The 23,493-nt window shown below is 70.5% G+C and carries 19 protein-coding genes; 8 read left to right on the top strand and 11 right to left on the bottom strand.

Translation table 11 applies throughout. The annotated features are described in order from the left end of the window. Nucleotides 1-11: 11 nt before the first annotated feature. From IE212_RS20280 to IE212_RS20265, 4 genes are all read left to right on the top strand, one after another. Nucleotides 12-1,769, top strand: a complete 1,758-nt coding sequence (locus IE212_RS20280; RefSeq protein ID WP_190199299.1) for an SDR family oxidoreductase — start codon at nt 12-14, stop codon at nt 1,767-1,769. A 139-nt stretch (nt 1,770-1,908) separates the two neighbouring features. Then, the gene (locus tag IE212_RS20275; RefSeq protein ID WP_190199298.1) at nt 1,909-2,457 is read left to right on the top strand and encodes an RNA 2'-phosphotransferase; all 549 of its coding nucleotides are present in this window, start codon (nt 1,909-1,911) and stop codon (nt 2,455-2,457) included. Between the two features lie 82 nt (nt 2,458-2,539). Then, nucleotides 2,540-3,442 (top strand): LLM class flavin-dependent oxidoreductase, encoded by a 903-nt coding sequence (locus IE212_RS20270; RefSeq protein ID WP_190199297.1) that lies wholly within the window; start codon nt 2,540-2,542, stop codon nt 3,440-3,442. A gap of 128 nt (nt 3,443-3,570) precedes the next feature. Further along, entirely contained in the window at nt 3,571-4,440 is an 870-nt protein-coding gene (locus IE212_RS20265; protein WP_229864474.1) for an HAD-IIB family hydrolase, read from the top strand. Between the two features lie 16 nt (nt 4,441-4,456). On the opposite strand, the gene IE212_RS20260 is transcribed toward IE212_RS20265, so the two are convergent. The 5 genes from IE212_RS20260 to hisC all read right to left on the bottom strand — a co-directional run bounded on the left by IE212_RS20260 (nt 4,457) and on the right by hisC (nt 12,924). Then, the gene (locus IE212_RS20260; RefSeq protein ID WP_190199295.1) at nt 4,457-5,515 is read right to left on the bottom strand and encodes a M23 family metallopeptidase; all 1,059 of its coding nucleotides are present in this window, start codon (nt 5,513-5,515) and stop codon (nt 4,457-4,459) included. A gap of 119 nt (nt 5,516-5,634) precedes the next feature. Beyond that, the gene (gene cydD / locus IE212_RS20255) at nt 5,635-9,120 is read right to left on the bottom strand and encodes a thiol reductant ABC exporter subunit CydD (RefSeq protein WP_190199294.1); all 3,486 of its coding nucleotides are present in this window, start codon (nt 9,118-9,120) and stop codon (nt 5,635-5,637) included. Nucleotides 9,121-9,132: 12 nt separating this feature from the next. Beyond that, entirely contained in the window at nt 9,133-10,137 is a 1,005-nt protein-coding gene (cydB, locus tag IE212_RS20250; protein WP_190199293.1) for a cytochrome d ubiquinol oxidase subunit II, read from the bottom strand. Between the two features lie 20 nt (nt 10,138-10,157). Then, nucleotides 10,158-11,666: a cytochrome ubiquinol oxidase subunit I gene (locus IE212_RS20245; protein WP_190199292.1), complete on the bottom strand. Its 1,509-nt coding sequence runs from the start codon at nt 11,664-11,666 to the stop codon at nt 10,158-10,160. 178 nt (nt 11,667-11,844) lie between these two features. Next, nucleotides 11,845-12,924 (bottom strand): histidinol-phosphate transaminase, encoded by a 1,080-nt coding sequence (hisC, locus tag IE212_RS20240; protein WP_190199291.1) that lies wholly within the window; start codon nt 12,922-12,924, stop codon nt 11,845-11,847. 432 nt (nt 12,925-13,356) lie between these two features. Here hisC and IE212_RS20235 point away from each other — a divergent pair, with 432 nt between their 5' ends. The 3 genes from IE212_RS20235 to IE212_RS20225 all read left to right on the top strand — a co-directional run bounded on the left by IE212_RS20235 (nt 13,357) and on the right by IE212_RS20225 (nt 16,885). Continuing rightward, entirely contained in the window at nt 13,357-14,469 is a 1,113-nt protein-coding gene (locus IE212_RS20235; protein WP_190199290.1) for a LacI family DNA-binding transcriptional regulator, read from the top strand. A 274-nt stretch (nt 14,470-14,743) separates the two neighbouring features. Further along, the gene (locus IE212_RS20230; RefSeq protein ID WP_268250746.1) at nt 14,744-15,835 is read left to right on the top strand and encodes a metallophosphoesterase; all 1,092 of its coding nucleotides are present in this window, start codon (nt 14,744-14,746) and stop codon (nt 15,833-15,835) included. Between the two features lie 183 nt (nt 15,836-16,018). Then, nucleotides 16,019-16,885, top strand: a complete 867-nt coding sequence (locus IE212_RS20225; protein ID WP_190199288.1) for a hypothetical protein — start codon at nt 16,019-16,021, stop codon at nt 16,883-16,885. Between the two features lie 43 nt (nt 16,886-16,928). On the opposite strand, the gene IE212_RS20220 is transcribed toward IE212_RS20225, so the two are convergent. Continuing rightward, nucleotides 16,929-17,120, bottom strand: a complete 192-nt coding sequence (locus IE212_RS20220; protein WP_190199287.1) for a hypothetical protein — start codon at nt 17,118-17,120, stop codon at nt 16,929-16,931. Between the two features lie 170 nt (nt 17,121-17,290). Then, nucleotides 17,291-19,075 carry a phosphomethylpyrimidine synthase ThiC gene (thiC, locus tag IE212_RS20215; RefSeq protein WP_229864473.1) on the bottom strand — a complete coding sequence of 595 codons (1,785 nt, stop codon included), beginning with the start codon at nt 19,073-19,075 and terminating at the stop codon, nt 17,291-17,293. A 725-nt stretch (nt 19,076-19,800) separates the two neighbouring features. Here thiC and IE212_RS20210 point away from each other — a divergent pair. Further along, the gene (locus tag IE212_RS20210; protein WP_373301411.1) at nt 19,801-21,045 is read left to right on the top strand and encodes a YibE/F family protein; all 1,245 of its coding nucleotides are present in this window, start codon (nt 19,801-19,803) and stop codon (nt 21,043-21,045) included. 167 nt (nt 21,046-21,212) lie between these two features. Here the strand turns inward: IE212_RS20210 and IE212_RS20205 are convergent, their stop codons facing one another. The 4 genes from IE212_RS20205 to IE212_RS20190 all read right to left on the bottom strand — a co-directional run bounded on the left by IE212_RS20205 (nt 21,213) and on the right by IE212_RS20190 (nt 23,482). Next, nucleotides 21,213-21,647: an SsgA family sporulation/cell division regulator gene (locus IE212_RS20205; protein WP_020271172.1), complete on the bottom strand. Its 435-nt coding sequence runs from the start codon at nt 21,645-21,647 to the stop codon at nt 21,213-21,215. Nucleotides 21,648-21,745: 98 nt separating this feature from the next. Further along, a complete protein-coding gene (locus IE212_RS20200) occupies nt 21,746-22,483 on the bottom strand; it encodes an IclR family transcriptional regulator (protein ID WP_268250752.1) in 738 nt (245 codons plus the stop codon). A 314-nt stretch (nt 22,484-22,797) separates the two neighbouring features. Then, the gene (locus IE212_RS20195; RefSeq protein ID WP_190199285.1) at nt 22,798-23,010 is read right to left on the bottom strand and encodes a DUF5326 family protein; all 213 of its coding nucleotides are present in this window, start codon (nt 23,008-23,010) and stop codon (nt 22,798-22,800) included. A 154-nt stretch (nt 23,011-23,164) separates the two neighbouring features. Further along, entirely contained in the window at nt 23,165-23,482 is a 318-nt protein-coding gene (locus IE212_RS20190; protein WP_059414731.1) for a cupin domain-containing protein, read from the bottom strand. Between the last annotated feature and the right edge of the window lie 11 nt (nt 23,483-23,493).

Genomic DNA, 23,493 nt, shown 5'->3' with positions numbered 1-23,493 from the left:
AGATTCGCCGGATGACGTTGCTCAGGGGTGCGCGGGAGCGCCGGGTGCGGACCGGTGGAGTCGAGTTGTCCGTGGCCGAGCTGGGGGATCCCGGTCGGCCGACGGTCGTGCTGGTGCACGGCTACCCCGACAGCAAGGAGGTGTGGTCCGAGGTCGCCGCGCGTCTCGCCGGGCACTTCCACGTGGTGGCGTACGACGTCCGCGGTCACGGCCGGTCGACGGCGCCGCGGCCGCTGCGGGGCGGGTTCACGCTGGAGAAGCTGACGGAGGACTTCCTGGCCGTCGCGGACGCGGTGAGCCCGGGCCGGCCGGTGCACCTGGTGGGGCACGACTGGGGTTCGGTGCAGGCCTGGGAGTTCACCACCGTCAAGCGCACCGAGGGCCGTATCGCCTCCTTCACGTCGATGTCCGGGCCGTCGCTCGACCACCTCGGCCACTGGATCGGCAGCCGCGTGAAGCGGCCCACCCCAGGCCGGGTCGCCCAGCTCCTCGGGCAGGGCGCCCGCTCCTGGTACGTGTACCTGCTGCACACGCCCGTGCTGCCCGAGCTCGCCTGGCGAGGGCCGCTCGGCTGGCGCTGGCCGAGGACGCTGGAGCGCCTCGAGCGGGTGCCGGCCGGGGGCTACCCGACCTCGTCGCTGCCCTCGGACGCGGCGCACGGGGCCTGGCTGTACCGGGACAACGTCCGGCCCCGGCTGCGCAGGCCGCGCCCGGACGCACACGCCCACGCACCCGTGCAGCTCATCACGCCGCTGAAGGACCGTTTTCTTTCGGAGCGGCTCGACGACGAGCTGGAACACTGGGTTCCGCACCTGATCCGGCGGACCCTCCCGGCGGGGCACTGGATCCCGCGCACCCGCCCTGATCAGCTGGCGGCCTGGATCACCGAGTTCGTGACATCCGTGGAGAACGGGCGGCCTTCGGTGACCGCGAGCGGTCGGCACGCCGAGCGGTTCGGCGGGCAGCTGGTACTGGTCACCGGGGCGGGCAGCGGCATCGGGCGGGCGACGGCGCTCGCGTTCGCCGCGGCCGGGGCACGGGTGGTCGCGGTCGACCGGAACGCCGAGGCGGCGGCGCGCACCGCCGAGTCGGCCCGCCGGGTGGGCGCCCCGGCGGCCTGGGCGGAGACGGCCGACGTCTCCGACGAACAGGAGATGGAGAAGCTCTCCGAGAAGGTCACCACCGCGTACGGCGTGGTGGATGTCCTCGTGAACAACGCCGGGATCGGACTGTCCGGTTCCTTCTTCGACACGACGACGGAGGACTGGAAGACCGTCCTCGACGTCAACCTGTGGGGCGTGATCCACGGCTGCCGGCTCTTCGGCCGGCGGATGGCCGAGCGCGGTCAGGGCGGCCACATCGTCAACGTGGCGTCGGCCGCGGCCTACCAGCCGTCCCGGGCGCTGCCCGCCTACAGCACGTCAAAGGCGGCCGTGCTCATGCTCAGCGAGTGCCTGCGCGCGGAGCTCGCCGGACAGAGGATCGGCGTGACGGCGGTGTGCCCCGGCTTCGTCAACACGGCCATCACCGCGACGGCGCGCTTCGCCGGGGTCGACGCCGGCGAGGAGAAGCGACTGCGGCAGCGTGCCGCCCGTCTCTACGGGCTGCGGAACTACCCGCCGGAGAAGGTCGCCGCAGCGATTCTGCGGGCGGTGGTGCGCGACGAGGCGGTGGTCGCGGTGACGCCTGAGGCGCGGGGTGCCCGGGTACTGTCACGGTTGGCGCCGGGGGTGTTGCGGGGGATCGCACGGCTGAAACCGCCGGTGTGACGGCCCAAGGCCCCTGCCCTGGCGGCCAGTTGTCCACAGAATCGCGAATTCCCCTGTGGATAACCGTACTTCGTTGTGGATCAAACCTCCGATGTGAAACTCGATCGCGTGATTCAGGTCTCTCCCGCACGCTGGGGGTATGGACGACAGACGCACCGTCAAGGTGTCCAAGTACCTTTCGAAGCACCTGCGCCACCAGCCGGACCGCATCGGGCTCACGCTCGACGAAGCGGGCTGGGTCGAGATCGACACGGTGATCACGGCGGCCGCCTCGCACGGTTTCCGGTTCACCCGTGAGGAACTGGATCATGTCGTCGCCGCCAACGACAAGCGGCGTTTCGCCGTCGAGGGCTCCCGGATCCGAGCCAGCCAGGGCCACAGCGTCGAGGTCGACCTGGGGCTGCCGCCGGCCATACCGCCCGCGATCCTGTACCACGGCACCGTCGCCCGCCATCTGGAGACGATCCGGACGGAGGGTCTCAGGCCGATGAACCGGCACGACGTGCATCTCTCCCCCGACCGCGAGACGGCGGCCCGTGTCGGTGCCCGTCGCGGCCGGCCGGTCGTACTGGTGGTGGACGGTACCGCCATGCACCGCGACGGCCATGTGTTCCACGTGAGTGCGAACGGCGTGTGGCTGACACAGTCCGTACCACCGCGGTACTTGCGATTTCCCGGGTCGCACTGATCTGCTGTGGACGGAGGGCCGCTCACGGTGACCGTTTCACGTGAAACACCGATCTCCCGAGGCGCTCCTCTAGGCTCGACCCATGAGTCTGCGCCTGAGCACCGTGATCCTCCCCTACCGTCGCTGGCACGAAGGCGGCCGCGCGGCCTGGGAGCGTGCCGAGCAACTCGGTTTCCACACCGCCTACACCTACGACCATCTCTCCTGGCGTACCTTCCGCGACGGCCCATGGTTCGGCGCCGTCCCGACACTCACCGCCGCCGCGACCGTCACCGACCGGCTGCGGCTGGGCACGCTGGTGACCTCGCCGAACTTCCGGCACCCGGTGACCCTCGCCAAGGAACTGATCTCCCTCGACGACATCTCCGGGGGGCGTGTCACCCTGGGTATCGGAGCCGGTGGCACCGGCTTCGACGCCACCGCCCTCGGCCAGGAACCGTGGACCCCGCGCGAGCGCGCCGACCGCTTCGCCGAGTTCGTCCCGCTGCTCGACCGGCTGCTCAACGAGGACACCGTGTCGTACGACGGCGACTTCTACTCGGCGCACGAGGCGCGGAACATCCCCGGCTGTGTGCAGCGCCCCAGGCTGCCCTTCGCGGTGGCCGCAACCGGGCCGCGCGGGCTGCGACTGGCAGCCCGGTACGGGCAGGCATGGGTGACCACGGGCGACCCCAAGCTGTTTGAGAACGGCACCCCTGAACAGTCGATTCAGGCCATTCGCAGGCAGGCGGAGAAGCTCGCCGACACCTGCGCCGAGATCGGCCGGGACATGGCCGACCTCGACAAGGTGCTGCTGACCGGATTCACCCCGGACCGCAACGGCCCGCTGCAGTCCCTGGACGCGTTCGTCGACTTCGCCGGCCGGCACGCGGAACTCGGATTCACGGAATTCGTGGTCCACTGGCCCATCCCGGACTCGGTCTTCGCAACGGACGAGAAGGTCTTCGAGCAGATCGCCATGGAGGCTCCGGGACAGCTGCGCTGAAGCGTGGTGGGCGCCACCCGGGGAGGCCTCCGCGCGCAGCTCCCCGGGTAAGCCCTGGTGAGGGCGGTATCCACTCACCTGTGCGGGCTCCCGCACGCCCGTGCAGACATGTGCGGGACAATGACCGGGTGACCTCAGCGACCCGACAGCCCGAAACCGCGCCCGAGACCGTCCCGCCGCGGCTGATCGCCACCGACCTCGACGGCACCCTGCTGCGAGACGACAAGTCGGTGTCCCCACGCACCGTCGCCGCGCTGGCCGCCGCCGAGGAGGCGGGCATCGAGGTCTTCTTCGTCACCGGCCGCCCGGCCCGCTGGATGGACGTCGTCAGCGACCATGTCCACGGCCACGGCCTGGCGATCTGCGGCAACGGCGCCGCCGTGGTCGACCTGCACGGCGGCCCCGGCGCCCACCGGTTCGTGAAGGTGCGCGAGCTGGCCCGGGAGAACGCGCTGGACGCCGTACGGCTGCTGCGCGAGGCGGCGCCGGGCACGGTGTACGCGGTGGAGCAGACGTACGGCTTCTACCAGGAGCCGACGTATCCGAAGCTGCACATGGAGATCCCCGACAGCCTCGCTCCGGCCGAGGAACTGCTGTCGCCGGACCACCGTGCGGCCGCCGAGCCGGTGCTGAAGATCCTGGCCTACCACCCCGATCTGGACCCCGACGCCTTCCTGACCCTGGCCCGGCTCGCCATCGGCGACCGGGCCGGCGTGACCCGGTCCAGCCCCAGCGCCCTGCTGGAGATCAGCGGTCCCGGCGTGTCCAAGGCCAGCACCCTCGCCCTGTGCTGCGCCGAGCGCGGCATCTCGCACGAGGAGGTCGTCGCCTTCGGGGACATGCCGAACGACGTCGAGATGCTGACCTGGGCGGGCCGTTCGTTCGCCATGGGCAACGCCCACCCGGACGTGATCATCGCGGCCTCGGGACGGACGGTCGCGAACAACGAGGACGGCGTGGCGGTCGTGATCGAGCAGTTGCTCACCGAGCTGAGGTAACCCTCGCGCCGCCGCCTCAGAGCGACACCCCTCGTTCCTCCAGCCACGACACGGGGTTCACCGCCGAGCCCGTCTGCGGCGTGATCCGGGCCTCGAAGTGCAGGTGGGGGCCGGTGGAGTTGCCGGTGCTGCCCGACTGGCCGATCCACTGGCCGGGGCTGACATGCTCCCCCTGGTCGACCGTGACGGACGCCAGATGGGCGTACTGCGTGTAGTAGCCGCCCTCGTGCTTGAGCACGATCTCGATGCCGAAGGCACCACCGCAGGACACCCTGACCACCCGGCCCGCCCCCACGGCCCGGACCGGGGTGCCGATCGGCACCGCGAAATCCTGCCCCGTATGCCGTCTCGCCCAGCGCGAACCGCCGCTGCCGTACGAGGCGGACAGCTCGTACGTCTCCACCGGCGCGACCCAGGCATCAGTGAGATCCGTCTCCGGCTGCTCGAGCCGGACGGCGCCACGGCACGCCCCGGCGGCCACCGAGGCGTCCGCCTGCCCCTGGAGCTGCGAGCGCGCCTTCTCGAGCTTCCGCTCGATGCCCGCCTTCAGAGCGGCGAGTTGGCTGTTCCGCTGCTCCAGCACCTGCCACTGGGCCGCTGCCTCGGCCTCGTCCGCCGCGAGCCGTGCCTCGGCGCGGCGGCTCTTGGCGATCGCGTTGTTCACGGCGAGGTCGGCCTGGGAGAAGGCGTGATGTCCTCGCATCAGGTCCTCGGGGCTGTCGGCGAGGATCATCTGCGCGGCCACCGGCAGGCCCCCGCTGCCGCGGTACTGGGCACGGGCGATCCGGCCCAGATCCTCGTCCAGGGCGGCGATGTGCCGCCGCTGACGGTCCAGCAGTTCCTCAGCCCGCCGCGCCCGGGCCCGCTGCTCCTCGGCCTCCCGGCGCCCCGCCTCGTACTGCTGCGTCGCGGCCGCCGCCTCCTCGTACAGCCGCACCACCTCGGCGCTGAGGCCCAGGTCCCCTAGGGTGCCGCTGCCGGGCTGCCTGCCCGCCGCGGTGGGCCGGGCCGCGAGGACCGCGAACGCGCACAGCAGGACAGGAACCAGCAACCGGCGGCGGCGATATGAGCGCATGCCAGCGATCGTCGCCCGGCCTCGGGGTACCGGTCCTGTTCACGTCGTACGGGTGGGGGACGGGCTGCTCCGAATGGGGCAGCGCGGTCCGCCCGGCCCGGCACGGGTGCTTCGGGCCGCTACCGCGCTCCCACCGGCTCCTCGGACGCCGCCTCCCGCGCCGCCATCTCCCGCAACGGCCCTTCAACCGCCACCAGTCGGTCGTAAGCCCCGCGCTGCACCACACGCCCCTGCTCCAGCACGATCACCTCGTCCACCGCCTCCAGGCCCGCCAGCCGGTGCGTGATGAGCAGGGTTGTACGCCCCTCGGTCGCGGCCAGCAGGTCGGCGGTGAGTGCGTCCGCGGTCGGCAGGTCGAGGTGCTCAGCGGGCTCGTCCAGCACCAGGACGGGGAAGTCGGCGAGCAGTGCCCGGGCCAGCGCCAGCCGCTGCCGCTGCCCCCCGGACAGCCGAGCCCCGTGCTCGCCGACGAGCGTGTCGAGCCCGTCCGGAAGGCTGTCGGCCCAGTCCAGCAACCGGGCCCGGCCGAGCGCGGCACGCAGTTGGTCCTCCGTGGCGTCCTTCCTGGCGAGCAGCAGGTTCTCGCGCAACGAGCTGTCGAAGAGGTGCGCGTCCTGCGCGCACAACCCGACGAGCCTCCGTACGTCGTCCCCCTGCACCGCGTACGCGTCCACCCCGGCCAGCGCGTACGAACCCGCGTCCGCGTCGAGGAAGCGCAGCAGCACCTGCGCCAGCGTCGTCTTGCCGGAACCGGAGGGCCCGACCACGGCGACCCGGCTGCCCTCCTCGAGGGTCAGGTCCAGCCCGGCGAGCGCGTCCCGGTCCTGTCCGGCATACCGCGCGGCCAGCCCCTTCAGGATGAGCGGGAACGGCGACGCGGGCGCCTGCCTGGGCCGTTCCGGCTCCCGCACCGGCTCCGGGGCGTCCAGCACTTCGTACACCCGCTCGGCGCTCCGTCGCACCCGCTGCCGGTACTGCACGGCCAGCGGCAGCCCGAGCACGGCCTCGAAGGCGGCCAGCGGGGTGAGGACCACGACGGCCATGGCCACTCCGTCCAGCCGCCCGTCGGCGACCGCCTGCGCACCGACCAGGGCGGCGGCCGTGACGGTCAGCCCTGAGATCAGCGCGGTGAGCCCGTCGCCGAGTGCCGTGGCGGTCGCGGCGCGCGAGGCGATCCGGGTGAGCGCCCCGTCGGCCTCGCGCGCATGGGCGGTCCGCGCGGGCAGGGCACCGGCGACAGCCAGCTCCGCGGTACCGGTGAGCAGATCGGCCACCCGTGTCGCGAGCACCCCACGGGCGGGCGCCAGCCTGTGCTCGGCCCGCCGGGCGACGGCGCCCGTGATCAGCGGCACGCCCGCCCCCGCGGCCAGCAGCCCGGCCGCGAGCACCGCCCCGGCCTCGGGCAGCAGCCACGCCGTGAAGCCGACGGACGCGGCCGACACGACGACCGCCGCGCCGGCCGGCAGCAGCCACCGCAGCCAGTAGTCCTGCAGCGCGTCCATGTCCGCGACCAGCCGGGAGAGCAGATCGCCCCTGCGGGACCGGCGCAGCCCGGCGGGCGCCAGCCGCTCCAGCCTGCGGAACACCGCGACCCTGGTGTCCGCGAGCATCCGCAGCACCGCGTCGTGCGAGACGAGCCGCTCGGCGTACCGGAAGACGGCACGCCCGATCCCGAACGCCCGCGTCGCCGTCACGGCCATCATCAGATACAGCACGGGCGGCTGCTGCGAGGCCCGTGAGATCAGCCACCCGGAGGTGGCCATCAGCCCGACGGCGCTCCCGAGCGCGAGACTCCCGAGGAGCAGCGCGAGCCCGAGCCGCCCGCGCCGAGGGCCGGACATGGCTCGGACCCGGGCCAGAGCGCCACCCATGGGAGGCCGCTCGAAGGATACGGCGGCAGCGGTCGGGGCGACCTCGGCTGAGCGCGTCGCGGCCACCTGGCCGGCAGAGCGCGCCGCGGGCACGGCCGCGGGTGCGGGCTCCGCCAGCCGCACCACCCGGTCGGCCACCGCCAGCAGCGCCGGCCGGTGCACCACCAGCAGTACCGTCCGCCCGGCCGCCAGCCGCCGCACCGCCGCCACGACCTCGGCCTCGGTGGCTCCGTCCAGCGCGGCCGTCGGCTCGTCCAGCAACAGCACCGGCCGGTCCGCGAGGAAGGCCCGGGCCAGCGCGAGCCGCTGTCGCTGCCCGGCGGACAGCCCGGCCCCGTTCTCGCCGAGCACGGTGTCCAGGCCCTCGGGCAACGCGTCCACGAACTCCAGCGCCCCGGCGTCCCGCAGTGCCCGCCGTACGGCGTCATCGGTGGCCTCGGGTCGCGCCAGGCGTACGTTCTCGGTAATCGTCCCGGCGTACAGATGCGGCCGCTGCGGCACCCACGCGACCCGGGAGCGCCACTGCTCCAGGTCGGCGTCCTCGAGGTCGACTCCCCCGGCCGTCACCCGTCCGTCGGCCGGCCGCACGAACCCGAGCAGGACCTGCAGCAGCGTCGACTTGCCGGCGCCGCTCGGCCCGACCAGCGCGACCGTCTCCCCGGGCTCGACACTGAAGGACACGTCGGCCACGGCGTCCGCCGACCGCCCCGGGTACCGCACGGTCACGCTCTCGAAGGCCAGCGCACCCTCCGGCACGACCTCGGTGCCGGAGGCCGGCACCGGCGTCTCCAGGACACCGAAGATCTCCTCGGCCGCCGCGAGGCCCTCCGCCGCAGCGTGGTACTGCGCCCCCACCTGCCGCAGCGGCAGGTACGCCTCCGGTGCCAGGATCAGGATGACCAGGCCGATGTACAGGTCCATCTCCCCGTGCACCAGCCGCATCCCGATCGTCACGGCGACCAGCGCCACCGAGATCGTCGCGAGCAGCTCCAGCGCGAAGGAGGAGATGAAGGCGATCCGCAGCGTCCGCATGGTCGCCCGCCGGTACTCGCCGGTGATCCGCCGGATCGACTCGGCCTGCGCCTTGGCCCGCCCGAAGACCTTGAGCGTCGGCAGCCCCGCGACGACGTCCAGGAAATGACCGGAGAGCCGGGAGAGCAGCCGCCACTGCCGGTCCATCCGGGACTGGGTGGCCCAGCCGATCAGCACCATGAAGACCGGGATGAGCGGCAGGGTGCCGACGATGATGGCTGCGGAGACCCAGTCCTCGGTGACGATCCGGGCCAGTACGGCCACCGGCACGACCACCGCGAGACCCAACTGCGGCAGGTACCGCGAGAAGTAGTCGTCGAGGGCGTCGACGCCCCGGGTGGCCAGGGCGACCAGCGAACCGGTCCGCTGCCCGCTCAGCCGGCCCGGGCCCAGCTGAGCGGAGCGCTCCAGCAGCCGCCCCCGCAGTTCGGACTTCACCGCCGCGCTCGCCCGGTGCGCCGCCAGCTCGGTGAGCCAGCCGACCAGCGCACGGCCGGCCGCGACGGCGGCCAGCAGCAGCAGGGGAGCGCCTAGGTCGGCCACCGGCATGCGGCGCTGGAACGCGCCGACCACCACTTCGGCGACGAGCATCGCCTGCGCGATGACCAGCCCCGCCCCGACGGCACCCAGGGCGACGACCGCCACCAGGAAGCCCCGGGTGGCACGGGCGTAGCGGAGCAGGCGCGGATCGATCGGTTTCACGTGAAACACACCTCAGTGCGCGGGCTCGGCGATGTGCTGGGTACCGATTCGCTTGCGGAACACCCAGTACGTCCAGCCCTGGTAGACCAGCACCACCGGGGTGGCGATCACCGCACACCACGTCATGATCTTCAGCGTGTACGGGCTGGAGGACGCGTTGGTGACCGTCAGGCTCCAGTCCGGGTTCAGGGTCGACGGCATGACGTTCGGGAACAGCGTCAGGAAGAGCATCGCCACCGTGGCCACGATGGTGAGCCCCGACAGCGCGAACGCCCAGCCCTCACGCCCGGCCCGGGCCGCGACCAGGGCCATGGCGAGCGATGCCACGGCCGCGGCCAGCGCGACGAGGGAGGCACCGTCGCCCCGGTCGGCCTGTGTCCACAGCAGGAAGGCGAGGGCCAGCAGGGCGGTCACCGCACCGACGCGCAGCGCCAGCTTCCGAGCCCGCTCCCGGATCTCCCCGACGGTCTTGAGCCCGACGAACACCGTCCCGTGGAAGGTGAACAGCGCCAGCGTGACCAGGCCGCCCAGCAGGGCGTACGGGTTGAGCAGATCCAGGACGCCGCCCGCGTAGTTGAAGTCCTGGTCGATCTTCACGCCCCGCACGATGTTGCCGAAGGCCACCCCCCACAGGAACGCGGGGAGCAGCGAGGTCCAGAAGATCGCGGTCTCCCAGTTGCGCTGCCAGCTCTCCTCGGGCCGCTTCACGCGGTACTCGAAGGCCACACCCCGGACGATCAGACAGACCAGGATGAGCAGGAGCGGCAGGTAGAAGCCGGAGAAGAGCGTGGCGTACCACTCGGGGAAGGCGGCGAAGGTGGCACCGCCCGCCGTCAGCAGCCACACCTCGTTGCCGTCCCAGACGGGACCGATGGTGTTGATCAGCACCCGCTTCTCCGGCCGGTCGCGGGCCAGCAGCTTCGTGAGCACACCGACCCCGAAGTCGAAGCCCTCCAGGAAGAAGTAGCCGGTCCACAGGACGGCGATCAGAACGAACCAGACGTCGTGCAGTTCCATGACTGTGCAGCTCCCTCGGCCTAGTACGAGAAGGCCATCGGCTTGTCGGCGTCACGAGGGTCGCCACCGATCTTCGTGGGCGGGTTGAGGTCGGCCTCAGTGAGCTCGGGCGGGCCCGCCTTGACGTACTTGACCAGCAGCTTGACCTCGACGACGGCGAGAATCGCGTACAGCGTGGTGAAGACGATCATGGAGGTGAGGACCTCGGCCTGGGAGACACCGGGGGAGACCGCGTCACGCGTCTGGAACAGGCCGTAGACGACCCAGGGCTGGCGGCCCATCTCGGTGAAGATCCATCCCCAGGAGCTGGCGATCAGCGGGAAGCCCAGGGTGAGGATCGCCATGCGCCAGTACCACTTGGTCAGGGTCGGGCCGAGTGCCTTCTTCGGCAGCAGCACGAGATGCGGCACCTCGTCCTCACCCACCCGCAGATGCTGAGGCAGCATGAACTTCTTGCGGGTGAGCCACAGCCCGGCCAGGCCGAGGGCGAACGAGGTCATGCCGAAGCCGATCATCCAGCGGAAGCCCCAGTAGGCCACCGGGATGTTGGGCCGGTAGTCGCCGGGGCCGTACTTCTCCTGTTCGGCCTTGTTGACGTCGTTGATGCCGGGAACGTACGAGGTGAAGTCGTCCTTGGCGAGGAAGGACAGCAGACCCGGGACCTCGATGGCGACCTTGTTGTGGCCCTTGTCGACGTCGCCGACCGCGAAGATCGAGAAGGGTGCCGGCTGCTCTCCGTCCCACAGCGCCTCGGCCGCGGCCATCTTCATCGGCTGCTGCTGGTACATGATCTTGCCGAGGACGTCACCGCTGATCGCGGTGAGCAGACCGCCGACCACGACCGTGACCAGGCCCAGCCGCAGCGAGGTCTTCATCACGGGGACGTGCTTCCTGCGGACCAGGTGGAAGGCGGCGATGCCGACCATGAAGGCGCCGCCGGTCAGGAAGGCCGCGGTGAGCGTGTGGAAGACCTGGGCGAGCGCGGTGTTCTGGGTCAGCACCAGCCAGAAGTCGGTGAGCTCGGCCCGTCCCTTGGCCTCGTTGATCCGGTAGCCGACCGGGTGCTGCATCCAGGAGTTGGCCGCGAGGATGAAGTAGGCCGACAGGATCGTGCCGATCGAGACCGTCCAGATGCAGGCCAGGTGGATCTTCTTCGGCAGCTTGTCCCAGCCGAAGATCCACAGGCCGATGAAGGTGGACTCGAAGAAGAAGGCGATCAGGGCCTCGAAGGCGAGCGGCGCGCCGAAGACGTCACCGACGAAGCGCGAGTAGTCGGACCAGTTCATGCCGAACTGGAACTCCTGCACGATGCCGGTGACCACGCCCATCGCGATGTTGATCAGGAAGAGCTTGCCCCAGAACTTGGTGGCCCGGAGGTACTTCTCCTTCTCCGTCCGCACCCAGGCGGTCTGCAGACCGGCCGTGAGCGCGGCCAGTGAGATCGTCAGGGGGACGAACAGAAAGTGGTAGACGGTGGTGATGCCGAACTGCCATCGCGCCAGGGTCTCCGGCGCCAAAGCCAGGTCCACGTCGCCGCTCCTTACATACGCTTGTGAAAGCGTTCACATTCACAAGCCATTATGCAGCACGCGTTTTCGAGTCGTGGAGGGGGGCCCTGTGAGACAGAGCACCCTTTCACCCAGCCACGTGCACGACGTCCTGGGCCGCCTCGACGGAGCCTCGACGGCGACCCAGGACCGCAGACCTCTACAGGTCCCTGGGGAACCCCTCCGCCACCTTCAGCAGGATGTCGTTCGCCTCGGCCTCCCCGACCGTCACCCGCACACCCTCACCCGGGAAGGGCCGGATCACCACGCCCGCCTGCTCGCACGCCTGGGCGAAGGCGACCGTGCGCTCCCCCAGCCGCAGCCACACGAAGTTGGCCTGGGTCTCGGGCACCGTCCAGCCCTGGGCGCGCAGCGCGTCGACCACCCGCGTGCGCTCGCACACCAGCGAGCCGACCCGGCCGAACAGTTCGTCCTCGGCACGCAGCGAGGCGATCGCCGCTTCCTGCGCGAGCTGGCTCACCCCGAACGGCACAGCCGTCTTGCGCAGCGCCGCGGCCACCGGTTCGTGGGCGATGGCGAACCCCACGCGCAGACCGGCGAGGCCGTACGCCTTGGAGAAGGTGCGCAGGACACAGACGTTGGGCCGGTCCCGGTAGAGCTCCACACCGTCCGGCACCTCGGGGTCCCGGATGAACTCGCGGTAGGCCTCGTCCAGCACCACCAGCACGTCGCGTGGCACCCGGTCGAGGAAGCGCTCCAGCTCCGCCCGCCGCACGACCGTCCCGGTCGGGTTGTTGGGGTTGCAGACGAAGATCAGCCGGGTCCGGTCGGTGATCGCGTCGGCCATTGCGTCCAGGTCGTGCACATCACCCGACGTCAGCGGCACCTGCACCGATGTCGCGCCGCTGATCTGCGTGATGATCGGGTACGCCTCGAAGGACCGCCAGGCGTAGATCACCTCGTCGCCGGGGCCGGCGGTGGCCTGGATCAGCTGCTGGGCGACACCGACCGAACCCGTGCCGGTGGCCAGGTGGGCGAGGGGTACGCCGAACCGCTCGGACAGCTCGTCCATCAGCGCCGTGCAGGCCATGTCCGGGTAGCGGTTGAAGTTGCAGGCCGCCGCCGTCACGGCCTCCATCACGCCCGGCAGCGGCGGGTAGGGGTTCTCGTTGGAGGACAGCTTGTAGGCCACCGGCCCGCCGGCCGCCGCCGGCTTGCCCGGCTTGTAGGTGGGGATACCCTCCAGCTCGGCGCGCAGCTTCGGGCTCGTCTCGCTCACCGCAGTCCTCCTCGCGAAGACCGGCGGCCCATGACCGCCGCCGACATCCAATACTCCTCACCTTATGAGGATTCGGCGCCGCTGCGTATAGCCGGAACGGGGGCGGCGAGTGCCGGCCTCCCACTTCCCAGCGGCATCAGGGGCATCGCTGTACGAAGGCGTACGAATGCGGGGGCGCGCTGCACATATATCTACGCGCCGGTGGTGCACTCCGTGGCGCGCGTCCCCCGTGCAGGTGAGTTGAGACCTCTTCGCAACATCACCCCCTCGGCAGGCGCGCATGCGTCACCACGTCACGTACTGCCATGGGAGCGCTCAACCCCCTTGGTTTCCAAAGCAATTGGGGTTAAATGATCATGCAGAAACGTGCCTGTCAACGCGTGCATATGCGTCCGCACTACCCCACCTCATGAGCCCTACTATCGGCTCGCCATGACAGCAGCAGGGAAGCACCAGGTGAGCCGCGCGGAAACCTCACGGAGAGGCAGCCGGCCGGGTAGGGCGGGTATCAGAGACGTGGCCGCCGCCGCCGGAGTCTCCATCACGACCGTCTCCGACGCCCTCAACGGAAAGGGCCGGCTCCCGGACGCCACCCGGCGCCATGTCCGCGAGGTCGCCGACCGGCTGGGCTATCGCCCCTCGGCCGCCGCCCGGACACTGCGTACCGGCAAGTCGGGACTCATCGGCCTGACCGTGACCACGTACGGGGATGAACCTTTCACCTTCACCGAGTTCGCGTACTTCGCCGAGATGGCGCGAGCCGCCACCTCAGCCGCACTGGCCCGCGGCTATGCCCTGGTCATCCTGCCCGCGACCTCCCGCCACGACGTGTGGTCGAACGTCGCCCTGGACGGCACGGTCGTCATCGACCCCTCCGACCAGGACCCGGTCGTCAGCGAGCTCGTCCGCCAGGGCCTGCCGGTCGTCTCCGACGGCCGCCCGGCCGGCTCGCTGCCGGTCACGGCCTGGGTCGACAACGACCACGAGGCCGCAGTCCTCGGCATCCTCGACCACCTGGCCGACGCCGGCGCCCGCCGCATCGGCCTGCTGACCGGCACCACGACGGACACGTACACCCACCTGTCCACCACTGCCTACCTGCGGTGGTGCGAGCGCGTGGGGCAGGACCCGGTGTACGAGGCCTACCCCGCGCACGATCCGTGCGCGGGCGCCGTCGCCGCCGACCGGCTCCTCGCCCGCCCCGACCGGCCCGACGCGGTCTACGGGCTGTTCGACCCCAACGGCACCGACCTGCTCGCCGCCGCCCGCCGCTACGGCCTCCGCGTCCCCGACGACCTGCTGCTGGTCTGCTGCAGCGAGTCCACCGTGTACGCCAACACCGAGCCGCCGATCACCACGCTCTCCCTGAAGCCGCGCCGCATCGGCACGGCGGTGGTCCAGCTCCTGATCGACGCCATCGAGGGAGTGGAATCGGACCACCCGGTCGAGCAGGTGATACCGACGGAGCTGATCGTGCGCACCTCGTCTCAGCGGCGCTCGCCGCGCACGACGGTCAGCCCGCCGCGGTCACCCGGGCAGGCGTAGGGCCCCCGGATCGGGGAGAAGCCGCGCTCTGAGGAGAAACGGGGCCGGTCCCCCGAAGAGAAGCGATCGTTCTCGCGAAGAGAAGAAGAGCGAGGACGGTCACACGATGGTCAAAGCCCGGCGCAATCGGGGCGAAAGCCGCGGTGAACTGGACTCTTGCTCTGATTCAGCACCCCTGGGTCATCACATGGCGCGATCCGCATTCCTATGATGGGCCCACGACACCCACGGGCCGCTACGACCAGGCAGTCCGATGCGGTGCAGATGCGGCGCGATGGTGGAGGGGTCGATGACTCAGGGGGCCGGTCAGGGACCCGAGGTGGAGCGGACGGCGACGTTGCGCGACTTCCGGGTGCCCGCGTACGTCCACGAGGCCGGTCCGTACGTCCACAGCACCCACCCCGGCGAGGTCGCCCCGCCGCCCGCGGAGACGTACCCCGAGGGATACACGCCGACCCAGCGTGACCTTCCCGTCGTCAACCGGGGGGACACTGTCCAGGTGACCATCGACCCCGAAGCCGCCGCGGCCCCCCAGGCGAACACCGGACAGGGCCCCCTGTACGTCGTGGGCGACGTGCACGGCTACCTCGACGAGCTGGTGGCCGCCCTGCAGGAGAAGGGCCTGCTCGACGCCGCCGGCAACTGGTGCGCGGGCACCGCCCGGCTGTGGTTCCTCGGTGACTTCACCGACCGCGGTCCGGACGGCATCGGCGTCATCGACCTGGTGATGCGGCTGTCCGCCGAGGCCGCCGCGGCCGGCGGCTACTGCAAGGCCCTCATGGGCAACCACGAGCTGCTGCTGCTGGGCGCCAAGCGGTTCGGCGACACCCCCGTCAACTCCGGCGCGGGCACCGCCACCTTCCAGGCGGCCTGGCTGCTCAACGGCGGGCAGAAGACCGACATGGACCGCCTCCAGGACCACCACCTGCAGTGGATGTCCCGGCTGGACGCCGTCGAGGAGGTCGACGGCCACCTGCTCGTGCACTCCGACACCACCGCCTACCTCGACTACGGCCGCTCCATCGAAGAGGTCAACGACAACGTCCGCGAGACGCTCACGCGCAACGACGCGGACGAGGTCTGGGACCTGTTCCGCAAGTTCACCAAGCGGTTCTCCTTCCGCGACGAGGGCGGCGCGGACGCCGTCCGCTCCCTGCTCGATACGTACGGCGGCACCCGCATCGTTCACGGCCACAGCCCGATTCCGTATCTGCTGGGCGAGGTCGGCTCCGAGGACGACGACGAACGCGGCGACCCCGTGATCGAAGGACCGCACGTCTACGCCGACGGACTCGCCATCGCGATGGACGGCGGCGTGACCATGGCCGGAAAGCTGCTGGTCCAGCAACTGCCGCTGGATACGTGAGCGTTCACCGAGCAGGCGGTCCACGTCACAGGACCGGACCGGCGATGGGCCAATTTCGGTAAATCCCCTGTCACCGCCCACCGTCCCGGCTCTACCATCGGCTTATCCGTAGCAGGCTCCCCTCCGTTTCTGCCCGACGGCTCGTCAGCATGCCGAGCCACAAGCCCTACGGAGCATCGGGGGATGCACATGAACAGCGTTCCGCAGCACCTGCTGAGCGAGGACCGCCAGGAATACGAGCGGATCCTCGATGAGGCGCTGCGCTCCGCACCACACCGTCCGGAACTCGCCGCCGTCGGACAGCGGCTCAACCCCGAACAACTGCGCACCATGGCGCTGAACGCCACCGCGATCATCACGGCGGCGGCGTCGGCCGAGTACCAGCACTACGTCAAGGTCCGCGACGAGCTGCGCCAGCCGGTGCGGTCCGGCCACCCGGACGTGCGCGAGTCCGGCTCCTTTGAGCCGGGCACGGACGCCGCCGGGCCCGCCGCCACCATGGGAGAGGTGGCCGAGACCGCCGGCGCGGGCGCCATCGCCGTCGTCGCCGTCCTCGCACCCGTCCTGGCCGGCACGGCGGCCGCGATCTTCCTGCTCGTGGGTTACGTCCTGCAGATGCTCAACCCGGAGCAGATGTTCGCCCGGACCCTGCTCACCACGGGCTGGGTGTTCGGCGCCGTGACCGCGATCGCGATACTCGTCGCCGCTGTGGGTCTGCTGCTCACCGCCCTGCGCAACAAACCGACGGCCCGGGTCGGTCCGCACGCCGAACTGCAGGCGGAGGTCGACAAGGCCAGGGAGGCCTGGCGTGAGGCCCTGCTGCAGCGCGGCATCCTGCCCTTCCTGCGGGAGGCCCTGGCCGACCCGGGTGCGGCCACCGCGCTGCACCACACGTCCTCTCCCGCACCGGTCAGCCGCATGCCGCACCTCGGCTACGACCGCCCGGGCTTCACCAGCCCGGAGGACGGCCGGCGCGGCTCGCGGCCCAGTTACAGCAGCCCCGACTACAGCAGCCCGGACTTCGGAGGGCCGGAGCACCAACCGGAGTAGTGCCGGAACCGCCGCTCGGTGTCTGCCCGCGCCGGCGGCCTTGTCACAGTCGGCGGAGGATCTGCGCCTCGACCCGTTCGACCGTGCGGCGGCTGAAGGCATGTACCAGTGCCAGGTGGTAGAGCGCCGGTGCCAACGCCGCCCAGCGGTGGACGCGGCCGTCCCGCAGCAGGTACCTGACGACCGCCGTCGGCCGGAAGGAGACGAAGTGCCGGCAGCTCGCGTGGGTACTCATGGGCCTCCTGCAACGGCTGCTGGAACAGCACGGCGAACACCATGGCCGAACACGGCGCCCACGACACCGTTGAGCACATCGGTCCCGTCCATGCCCACGACAGCAGGGATCCTGTGCCGGGCAGGCGGCGCCGTGCTGTTTCCGTTACGCGCTCATTGCCGCAGGCCGGATCAGTCCGCGATCGGCAGATACACGCGGTTGCCGCTCGCCGCGAACTCCTTCGACTTCTGGGCCATGCCCTCCTCGATCTCGGTCCTGGTGCCCCCGTGTTCGCGGCGGATGTCCTGCGAGATCTTCATGCTGCAGAACTTCGGGCCGCACATCGAGCAGAAGTGAGCCGTCTTGGCGGGCTCCGCCGGCAGGGTCTCGTCGTGGAACTCCCGTGCCGTGTCCGGGTCGAGGGCGAGGTTGAACTGGTCCTCCCACCGGAACTCGAAACGGGCGTCGGACAGCGCGTCGTCCCACTCCTGGGCACCCGGATGCCCCTTGGCGAGGTCGGCCGCGTGGGCGGCGATCTTGTAGGTGATGACGCCGGTCTTGACGTCGTCGCGGTTCGGCAGGCCCAAGTGCTCCTTGGGCGTGACGTAGCACAGCATCGCCGTGCCCCACCAGGCGATCATCGCGGCACCGATACCGGAGGTGATGTGGTCGTACGCCGGCGCGACGTCCGTGGTCAGCGGGCCGAGCGTATAGAACGGAGCTTCATCGCAGATCTCCTGCTGAAGGTCGATGTTCTCCTTGATCTTGTGCATCGGGACGTGGCCCGGTCCCTCGATCATGGTCTGTACGTCGAAACGCTTCGCGATCCGGTTGAGTTCCCCGAGCGTGCGCAGCTCCGCGAACTGCGCCTCGTCGTTGGCGTCCGCGATCGAGCCTGGCCGCAGACCGTCGCCGAGGGAGTAGGTGACGTCGTACGCGGCGAGGATCTCGCAGAGTTCCTCGAAGTTCTCGTAGAGGAACGACTCCTTGTGGTGCGCGAGGCACCAGGCGGCCATGATCGAGCCGCCGCGCGAGACGATGCCGGTCTTGCGGTTCGCCGTCAGCGGCACGTACGCCAGGCGCACGCCCGCGTGGACCGTCATGTAGTCCACACCCTGTTCGGCCTGTTCGATGACCGTGTCCTTGTAGATGTCCCAGGTCAGCTCCTCGGCGCGGCCGTCGACCTTCTCCAGGGCCTGGTAGAGCGGCACGGTGCCGATGGGTACGGGGGAATTGCGCAGCACCCACTCACGTGTGGTGTGGATGTTGCGGCCGGTGGACAGGTCCATGACCGTGTCGGCGCCCCAGCGGGTCGCCCAGGTCATCTTCTCGACCTCCTCCTCGATGGAGGACGTCACAGCCGAGTTGCCGATGTTGGCGTTGACCTTCACCAGGAACCGCTTGCCGATGATCATCGGCTCGATCTCCGGGTGGTTGACGTTGGCCGGCAGCACCGCCCGGCCCGCGGCGATCTCGTCGCGGACCACTTCGGGCGATACGTTCTCCCGGATGGCCACGTACTCCATCTCGGGCGTGATCTCCCCTCGGCGGGCGTACGCGAGCTGCGTGACCGCCTTGCCGTCCCTGCCGCGGCGCGGCAGGCGAGGCCGACCGGGGAAGACGGCGTCGAGGTTCCGGAGGCCGCCGCGCGGCGAGGTGTGCTTGATGCCGTCGTCCTCGGGACGGACGGGGCGGCCCGCGTACTCCTCGGTGTCGCCGCGGGCGATGATCCAGTTTTCCCGCAGCGGCGAAAGGCCCCGGCGGACGTCGGTGTCCACGAGTGGATCGGTGTACGGGCCCGACGTGTCGTACAGCGTGACCGACTGACCGTTGGTGAGGTGCACCTGTCGGACCGGCACTCGCAGGTCGGGGCGGGTGCCCTCGACGTACGCCTTGTGCCAGCCGATGGACTTCCCGGCCTCCTCGGACTTCTCGTCCTGAACGGAGGCAGGCGTGCGCGCGTCCTTGTTGGTCATGAGACCTACTCCCTACGCCGGCATTACCCGGTAACAGGTTCGGCGGTCGACGCAGCGGCTTCCGGCCCCCGACGTTTCGTGGGAAACATCACTCGACTTCGGTGACGTTTCATGTGAAACATCGCTGGGACGGAGGTCAGCGCCCTCTCAGCCCGGTGCTCCGAGCTCCCGCGTGTACAAAAGGCGCCTCCACGCTAGCGGGAATTGTGGCGCGGTGAACAGAGGGCCCCCCTCGTTCTTGCGATGATCGGTCGGTGACCACGACGCAGCGCCCCCCGTACCCATCGCCCGAGCCGCCCCGCGGATCCGGCGCCGGACTCGGACACGGCCGTGCAGGCGATCATGACTTCGCCGCGGAGGCCGGGCAGCGGTCTGTCCGGGGACAGGAGCACGAGCACGGCCCCGACAGCAGGCGCGGGGCAGGCGCGGGCTTCGGCACCTGGGACGACGCGGGTCCGGGGGCCGGTGGTGAGGCTGGTTCCGGCGCCGAAGACCGGCACGGTTCCGGAGGCGCCGGCGTTCCTGGCGGCCGCGAGGGCACCACCGGGAGCAGCGGTCCTGGGGGAGGCCGCGGGCACGGCGGCGGCAATGGTCCCGGCGGTGGCCCTGGGCACGGTGGGGGCGACGGTGGGGGCCACGGGCATGGTCATGGGCCCGGCTCCGCGCCGGGAGGCGGACACGGGCACTCGCACAGTCACAACCACGGCCCGGCCACGCCCGTGTCCATGCATCTGCGCAAGGTCATCGCGGCGGTGCTGATCCCGTTCGCCGCGGCGGTGCTGGTGGGTCTCGCCGTGCTGTGGCCGGGCGGTGCTCCGCCGCACGAGCGCACCGGCGTCGGCTTCGACCGGCAGACGCAGCAGGCCACGGTCACCAAGGTGGTCGCGGTGAGCTGCAAGGAGGCCGGTGCCCAGGGAGTCCCTCCGACCGGCGACACCTCCACCGCCGAGGGCTCCTCCGCGGTGCAGCAGGAGAACGGCACCTGCAAGCGCGCGACGATCCGGGTCGACAGCGGCAAGGACAAGGGCCGTACGTTCACCGAGATCATCCAGCCGGACCAGTCCCGGCAGTTGCACGAGGGCCAGGAGGTCGTGGTCGCCTACGAGCCCTCCGCGCCCCGGGACCTGCAGTACTCGGTCACCGACATCAACCGTCGTATGCCCATGGCGCTGCTCGCCGGCATCTTCGCACTCGCCGTCGTGGTCGTCGGACGGCTGCGGGGTCTCATGGCCCTGGTCGCCCTGGCCATCAGCTTCCTGGTGCTCAACTTCTTCATCCTGCCCGCCATCCTGCAGGGGTCGAACCCGCTGCTCGTGGCGGTGGTGGGCGCGAGCGCCATCATGCTCATCGCGCTGTACCTGTGCCACGGCCTGTCCGCCCGTACTTCCGTGGCGGTGCTGGGCACCCTTGTCTCGCTGCTGCTGATCGGCGTTCTCGGGTCGCTGTTCATCGACTGGGCCGCCCTCACCGGCAACACCGACGACAACACCGGCCTGATCCACGGCCTCTACCCGACGATCGACATGAGCGGTCTGCTGCTCGCCGGCGTCATCATCGGTTCGCTCGGAGTCCTCGACGACGTGACGGTCACGCAGACATCGGCGGTCTGGGAACTGCACGATGCCAACCCCTCGATGGGCTGGCGTGGGCTGTACCGCGCCGGCATCCGGATCGGGCGCGACCACATCGCCTCGGTCGTCAACACGCTCGTCCTCGCCTACGCGGGTGCCGCGCTGCCGTTGCTGCTGCTCTTCTCCATCGCGCAGAGCGGTGTCGGGACGGTCGCCAACAGCGAGATCGTCGCGGAGGAGATCGTGCGCACGCTGATCGGTTCGATCGGTCTGGTCGCTTCGGTTCCCGTCACCACGGTGCTGGCGGCGCTGGTGGTCTCGGCCGACCGGCCGGAGCCTGCCGCGGAGGCCTCCGCGGTCCCGGCACGCGGGGGGAGGGGGCGGCGGCGTAAGCGCTGAGGCCTCCGGGCCGATGACGACGCTGCTGCGAAGGCGCCTGAGAGTCGTCTCAGGCGGCCGGTCCCGCTGACGTGGGGGGGGCACCTGCCCGTCGTACAGAGAAGCGTTCCTGCGCGGTCGGGGGCATCCGGTGAAGCGTTCCTCCACCGTGTCGCCCGGCGGGTGTCTCAACCGGCGCCCTGTTCCGCCAGGATGCGGTCCAGGGCCTCGTCGAGATGGGCGTCGAAGTCGGCGAGCGAGCCTTCCTGCCCCAGCGGCACCAGCTTGTCGGTGCGGTCCAGAAAGGCGACGAGCGGTGCTGTCGACGACCGGAACAACGCCTGGTCGCTGCCCACCTGAAGCCGGATCAGCACCTCGCCCAGCGAGTCGGGTTCGACGGGAGTGACCCGCACATCGCCCTCGCCGCATGGCCGCCCGACGCCGTCGATCAGAAGTTCCCGTCCGAAGGCCCAGGTCACCGGGGCATCACCGGGGAGGTGGAACGTCAGCCGGACGGCATAGGGATCACTGGTCTCATAGCGCAGCTCCACCGGGATGCGGAAGGAGAGCTCCTCGGAAACGAGAAAGCTCATCATGACCTCTGCCTGTACGGACTCGCGCATTGCTACCCCGTCATTCGCCGTGGACTGGCCGGGAACTAACCTCTGACACTTGGTGGAATCTTGCTGAACGTACACAGCAGATCACAAGGAGTGAGTTTTCACATACTGATAGAGAGCGCCAGCGAGCCGAGTCTCCGGCCGACCTCATCCTGCAACTGCCGGGCCGCGGGCAGCAGCCGGTCCGTCTGGTGAGCGGGCAGGGAGATGGCGATCGTCGCGGCCGTGGTGCCGAGGGTGAGCGGAATCGCCGCGCAGACCGTGCCCAAGGCGTACTCCTGGCGTTCGGTCACCGGTTCCATCCGCCGCGCCCGCTCCAGACGCCGGAGCAGACTGTGGTTGTCCCGCACTGTGTAGGGCGTGAGCGGCTGCACCGGATAGCGGTCGAGGTGATCCCGGCGGGCGTCCTCGTCCAGTTGGGACAACAGACACTGCCCGATGGCATGCGCGTGCCCGGTCTCCCGGAAGTCGGCCCACTCCTCGACCGCGGGACTGGCCGGACTGTCGGAGACGCACACGAGCTCGATCTCGCCCTCGCGGTACAGCGCGTAGTACACGGGTACGCCGAGCGCGTTGCGCCAGTGCGCGAGCGCGTCGACGATGGTGCTGCGACGTTTCTGCCGCGCCCCGCTGCCGCTCAGCCGCTCGGCCGCCTCGCCCAGGAAGAACAGGCCCTTGTCCCGGCGCAGATAGCCCTCGTGCACGAGGGTGCGCAGAAGGTGGTACGTCGTCGGCAGCGCAAGCCCGGTCTCACGGGCCAACTGCTTGGCCGGGGCGCCGTTCTCGTGCCCGGCGACGGTCTCCAGCAGGCGCATCGCGCGCTGCACGGATCCGATCAGGGTCGCCGGGGGCGGCCCTGCGGGAGGAGACGGCTGCCCGGGGCGGGCCGCCGAACGGGGTTGCGCGGGGACGGTGTGCAGGTGGACGGGTGCGGTGTCAGCCGGGGCCAAGGGTCACTTCCGAAGCGCGAGGGGGCGGCCCGCGCCGGAGCACGGGTGGGGGTACGCCGCTCGCGGGGTAGGTCCCCGCGTCGAGTTCCGGACTCTATTCGCCTGCCACCGCTCACAGACGGCGCCGCCGGGAAACTTCCCCCGGCCGAGGGAACCGGTGATTCCAGGTGTTGTCCGCTACCCCCACCGGTTTCCCACCGGTCTCACCAGTCGCCGCGTGACGAGGAGCTCGACGTGAACTTCCGTACGACGTAGACCAGTCCACCGACCAGCGCCACGAAGACCAGCACCTTGAAGAGCAGTCCGATGACGAAGCCGACGACGCTGGCTATCAGCCCGCCGAACACGACCAGGGCGATGACCGGCACCGCGACCCACTTCACCCACCACGGCAGCCCCGCGAAGATCTCTCGCATCGCCCTCGTCCTCACCTCTCTGCCCGTTCGAGTGCCGGGTCCCGTCGGTTCTGATGTCCTGCACTCGATGCTAGGTCCGGAAGGGGGCCGGCCGGGGGCCTCGCATCCCTTGTCCTCCCCTGACCGATCCCCTAGGGAACCCGGGGGCCGCTCGTCACCTCTCGGGCGGAGAGAAGACCACCAGCACCCTGAGGTCCTCGGTGATGTGGTGGAACTTGTGGGCCACACCCGCCGGTACGTAGATCACGCTGCCGCGCGCCACCTGTGTCGTCTCCAGGCCGACAGTGATCGCGGCACGGCCGCTCACAACGAAGTACACCTCGTCCTGATTGTGCGGCTTCTGTGGATCCTGGTCGCCCGCGTCGAGGGCGTACAGGCCGACCGACATGTTCTGCTCCCGCAGAAACTGCAGGTAGGCGCCTTCATTGGCGGCTCGCTCCGCCTCCAGTTCGTCCAGCCGGAATGCCTTCATGGCCTGGTCCG

It is taken from the genome of Streptomyces djakartensis, from assembly GCF_014651075.1.
Lineage (GTDB): Bacteria > Actinomycetota > Actinomycetes > Streptomycetales > Streptomycetaceae > Streptomyces > Streptomyces djakartensis.
The sequence above is the reverse complement of the archived record's forward strand: the minus strand, read 5'-3'. Positions and strand labels throughout refer to the sequence as shown.

Excerpts from the sequence above, each read along its gene's own strand:
- IE212_RS20260 (WP_190199295.1), bottom strand. The coding sequence starts at position 5,515 with ATGCGCTCATATCGCCGCCGCCGGTTGCTGGTTCCTGTCCTGCTGTGC.
- IE212_RS20190 (WP_059414731.1), bottom strand. The coding sequence starts at position 23,482 with ATGAAGGCATTCCGGCTGGACGAACTGGAGGCGGAGCGAGCCGCCAAT.
- IE212_RS20205 (WP_020271172.1), bottom strand. The coding sequence starts at position 21,647 with ATGCGCGAGTCCGTACAGGCAGAGGTCATGATGAGCTTTCTCGTTTCC.
- IE212_RS20270 (WP_190199297.1), top strand. The coding sequence starts at position 2,540 with ATGAGTCTGCGCCTGAGCACCGTGATCCTCCCCTACCGTCGCTGGCAC.
- IE212_RS20220 (WP_190199287.1), bottom strand. The coding sequence starts at position 17,120 with ATGAGTACCCACGCGAGCTGCCGGCACTTCGTCTCCTTCCGGCCGACG.
- IE212_RS20280 (WP_190199299.1), top strand. The coding sequence starts at position 12 with ATGACGTTGCTCAGGGGTGCGCGGGAGCGCCGGGTGCGGACCGGTGGA.
- cydB (WP_190199293.1), bottom strand. The coding sequence starts at position 10,137 with ATGGAACTGCACGACGTCTGGTTCGTTCTGATCGCCGTCCTGTGGACC.
- IE212_RS20210 (WP_373301411.1), top strand. The coding sequence starts at position 19,801 with ATGCATCTGCGCAAGGTCATCGCGGCGGTGCTGATCCCGTTCGCCGCG.
- IE212_RS20230 (WP_268250746.1), top strand. The coding sequence starts at position 14,744 with ATGGTGGAGGGGTCGATGACTCAGGGGGCCGGTCAGGGACCCGAGGTG.
- thiC (WP_229864473.1), bottom strand. The coding sequence starts at position 19,075 with ATGACCAACAAGGACGCGCGCACGCCTGCCTCCGTTCAGGACGAGAAG.
- IE212_RS20235 (WP_190199290.1), top strand. The coding sequence starts at position 13,357 with ATGACAGCAGCAGGGAAGCACCAGGTGAGCCGCGCGGAAACCTCACGG.
- IE212_RS20275 (WP_190199298.1), top strand. The coding sequence starts at position 1,909 with ATGGACGACAGACGCACCGTCAAGGTGTCCAAGTACCTTTCGAAGCAC.
- IE212_RS20225 (WP_190199288.1), top strand. The coding sequence starts at position 16,019 with ATGCACATGAACAGCGTTCCGCAGCACCTGCTGAGCGAGGACCGCCAG.
- IE212_RS20195 (WP_190199285.1), bottom strand. The coding sequence starts at position 23,010 with ATGCGAGAGATCTTCGCGGGGCTGCCGTGGTGGGTGAAGTGGGTCGCG.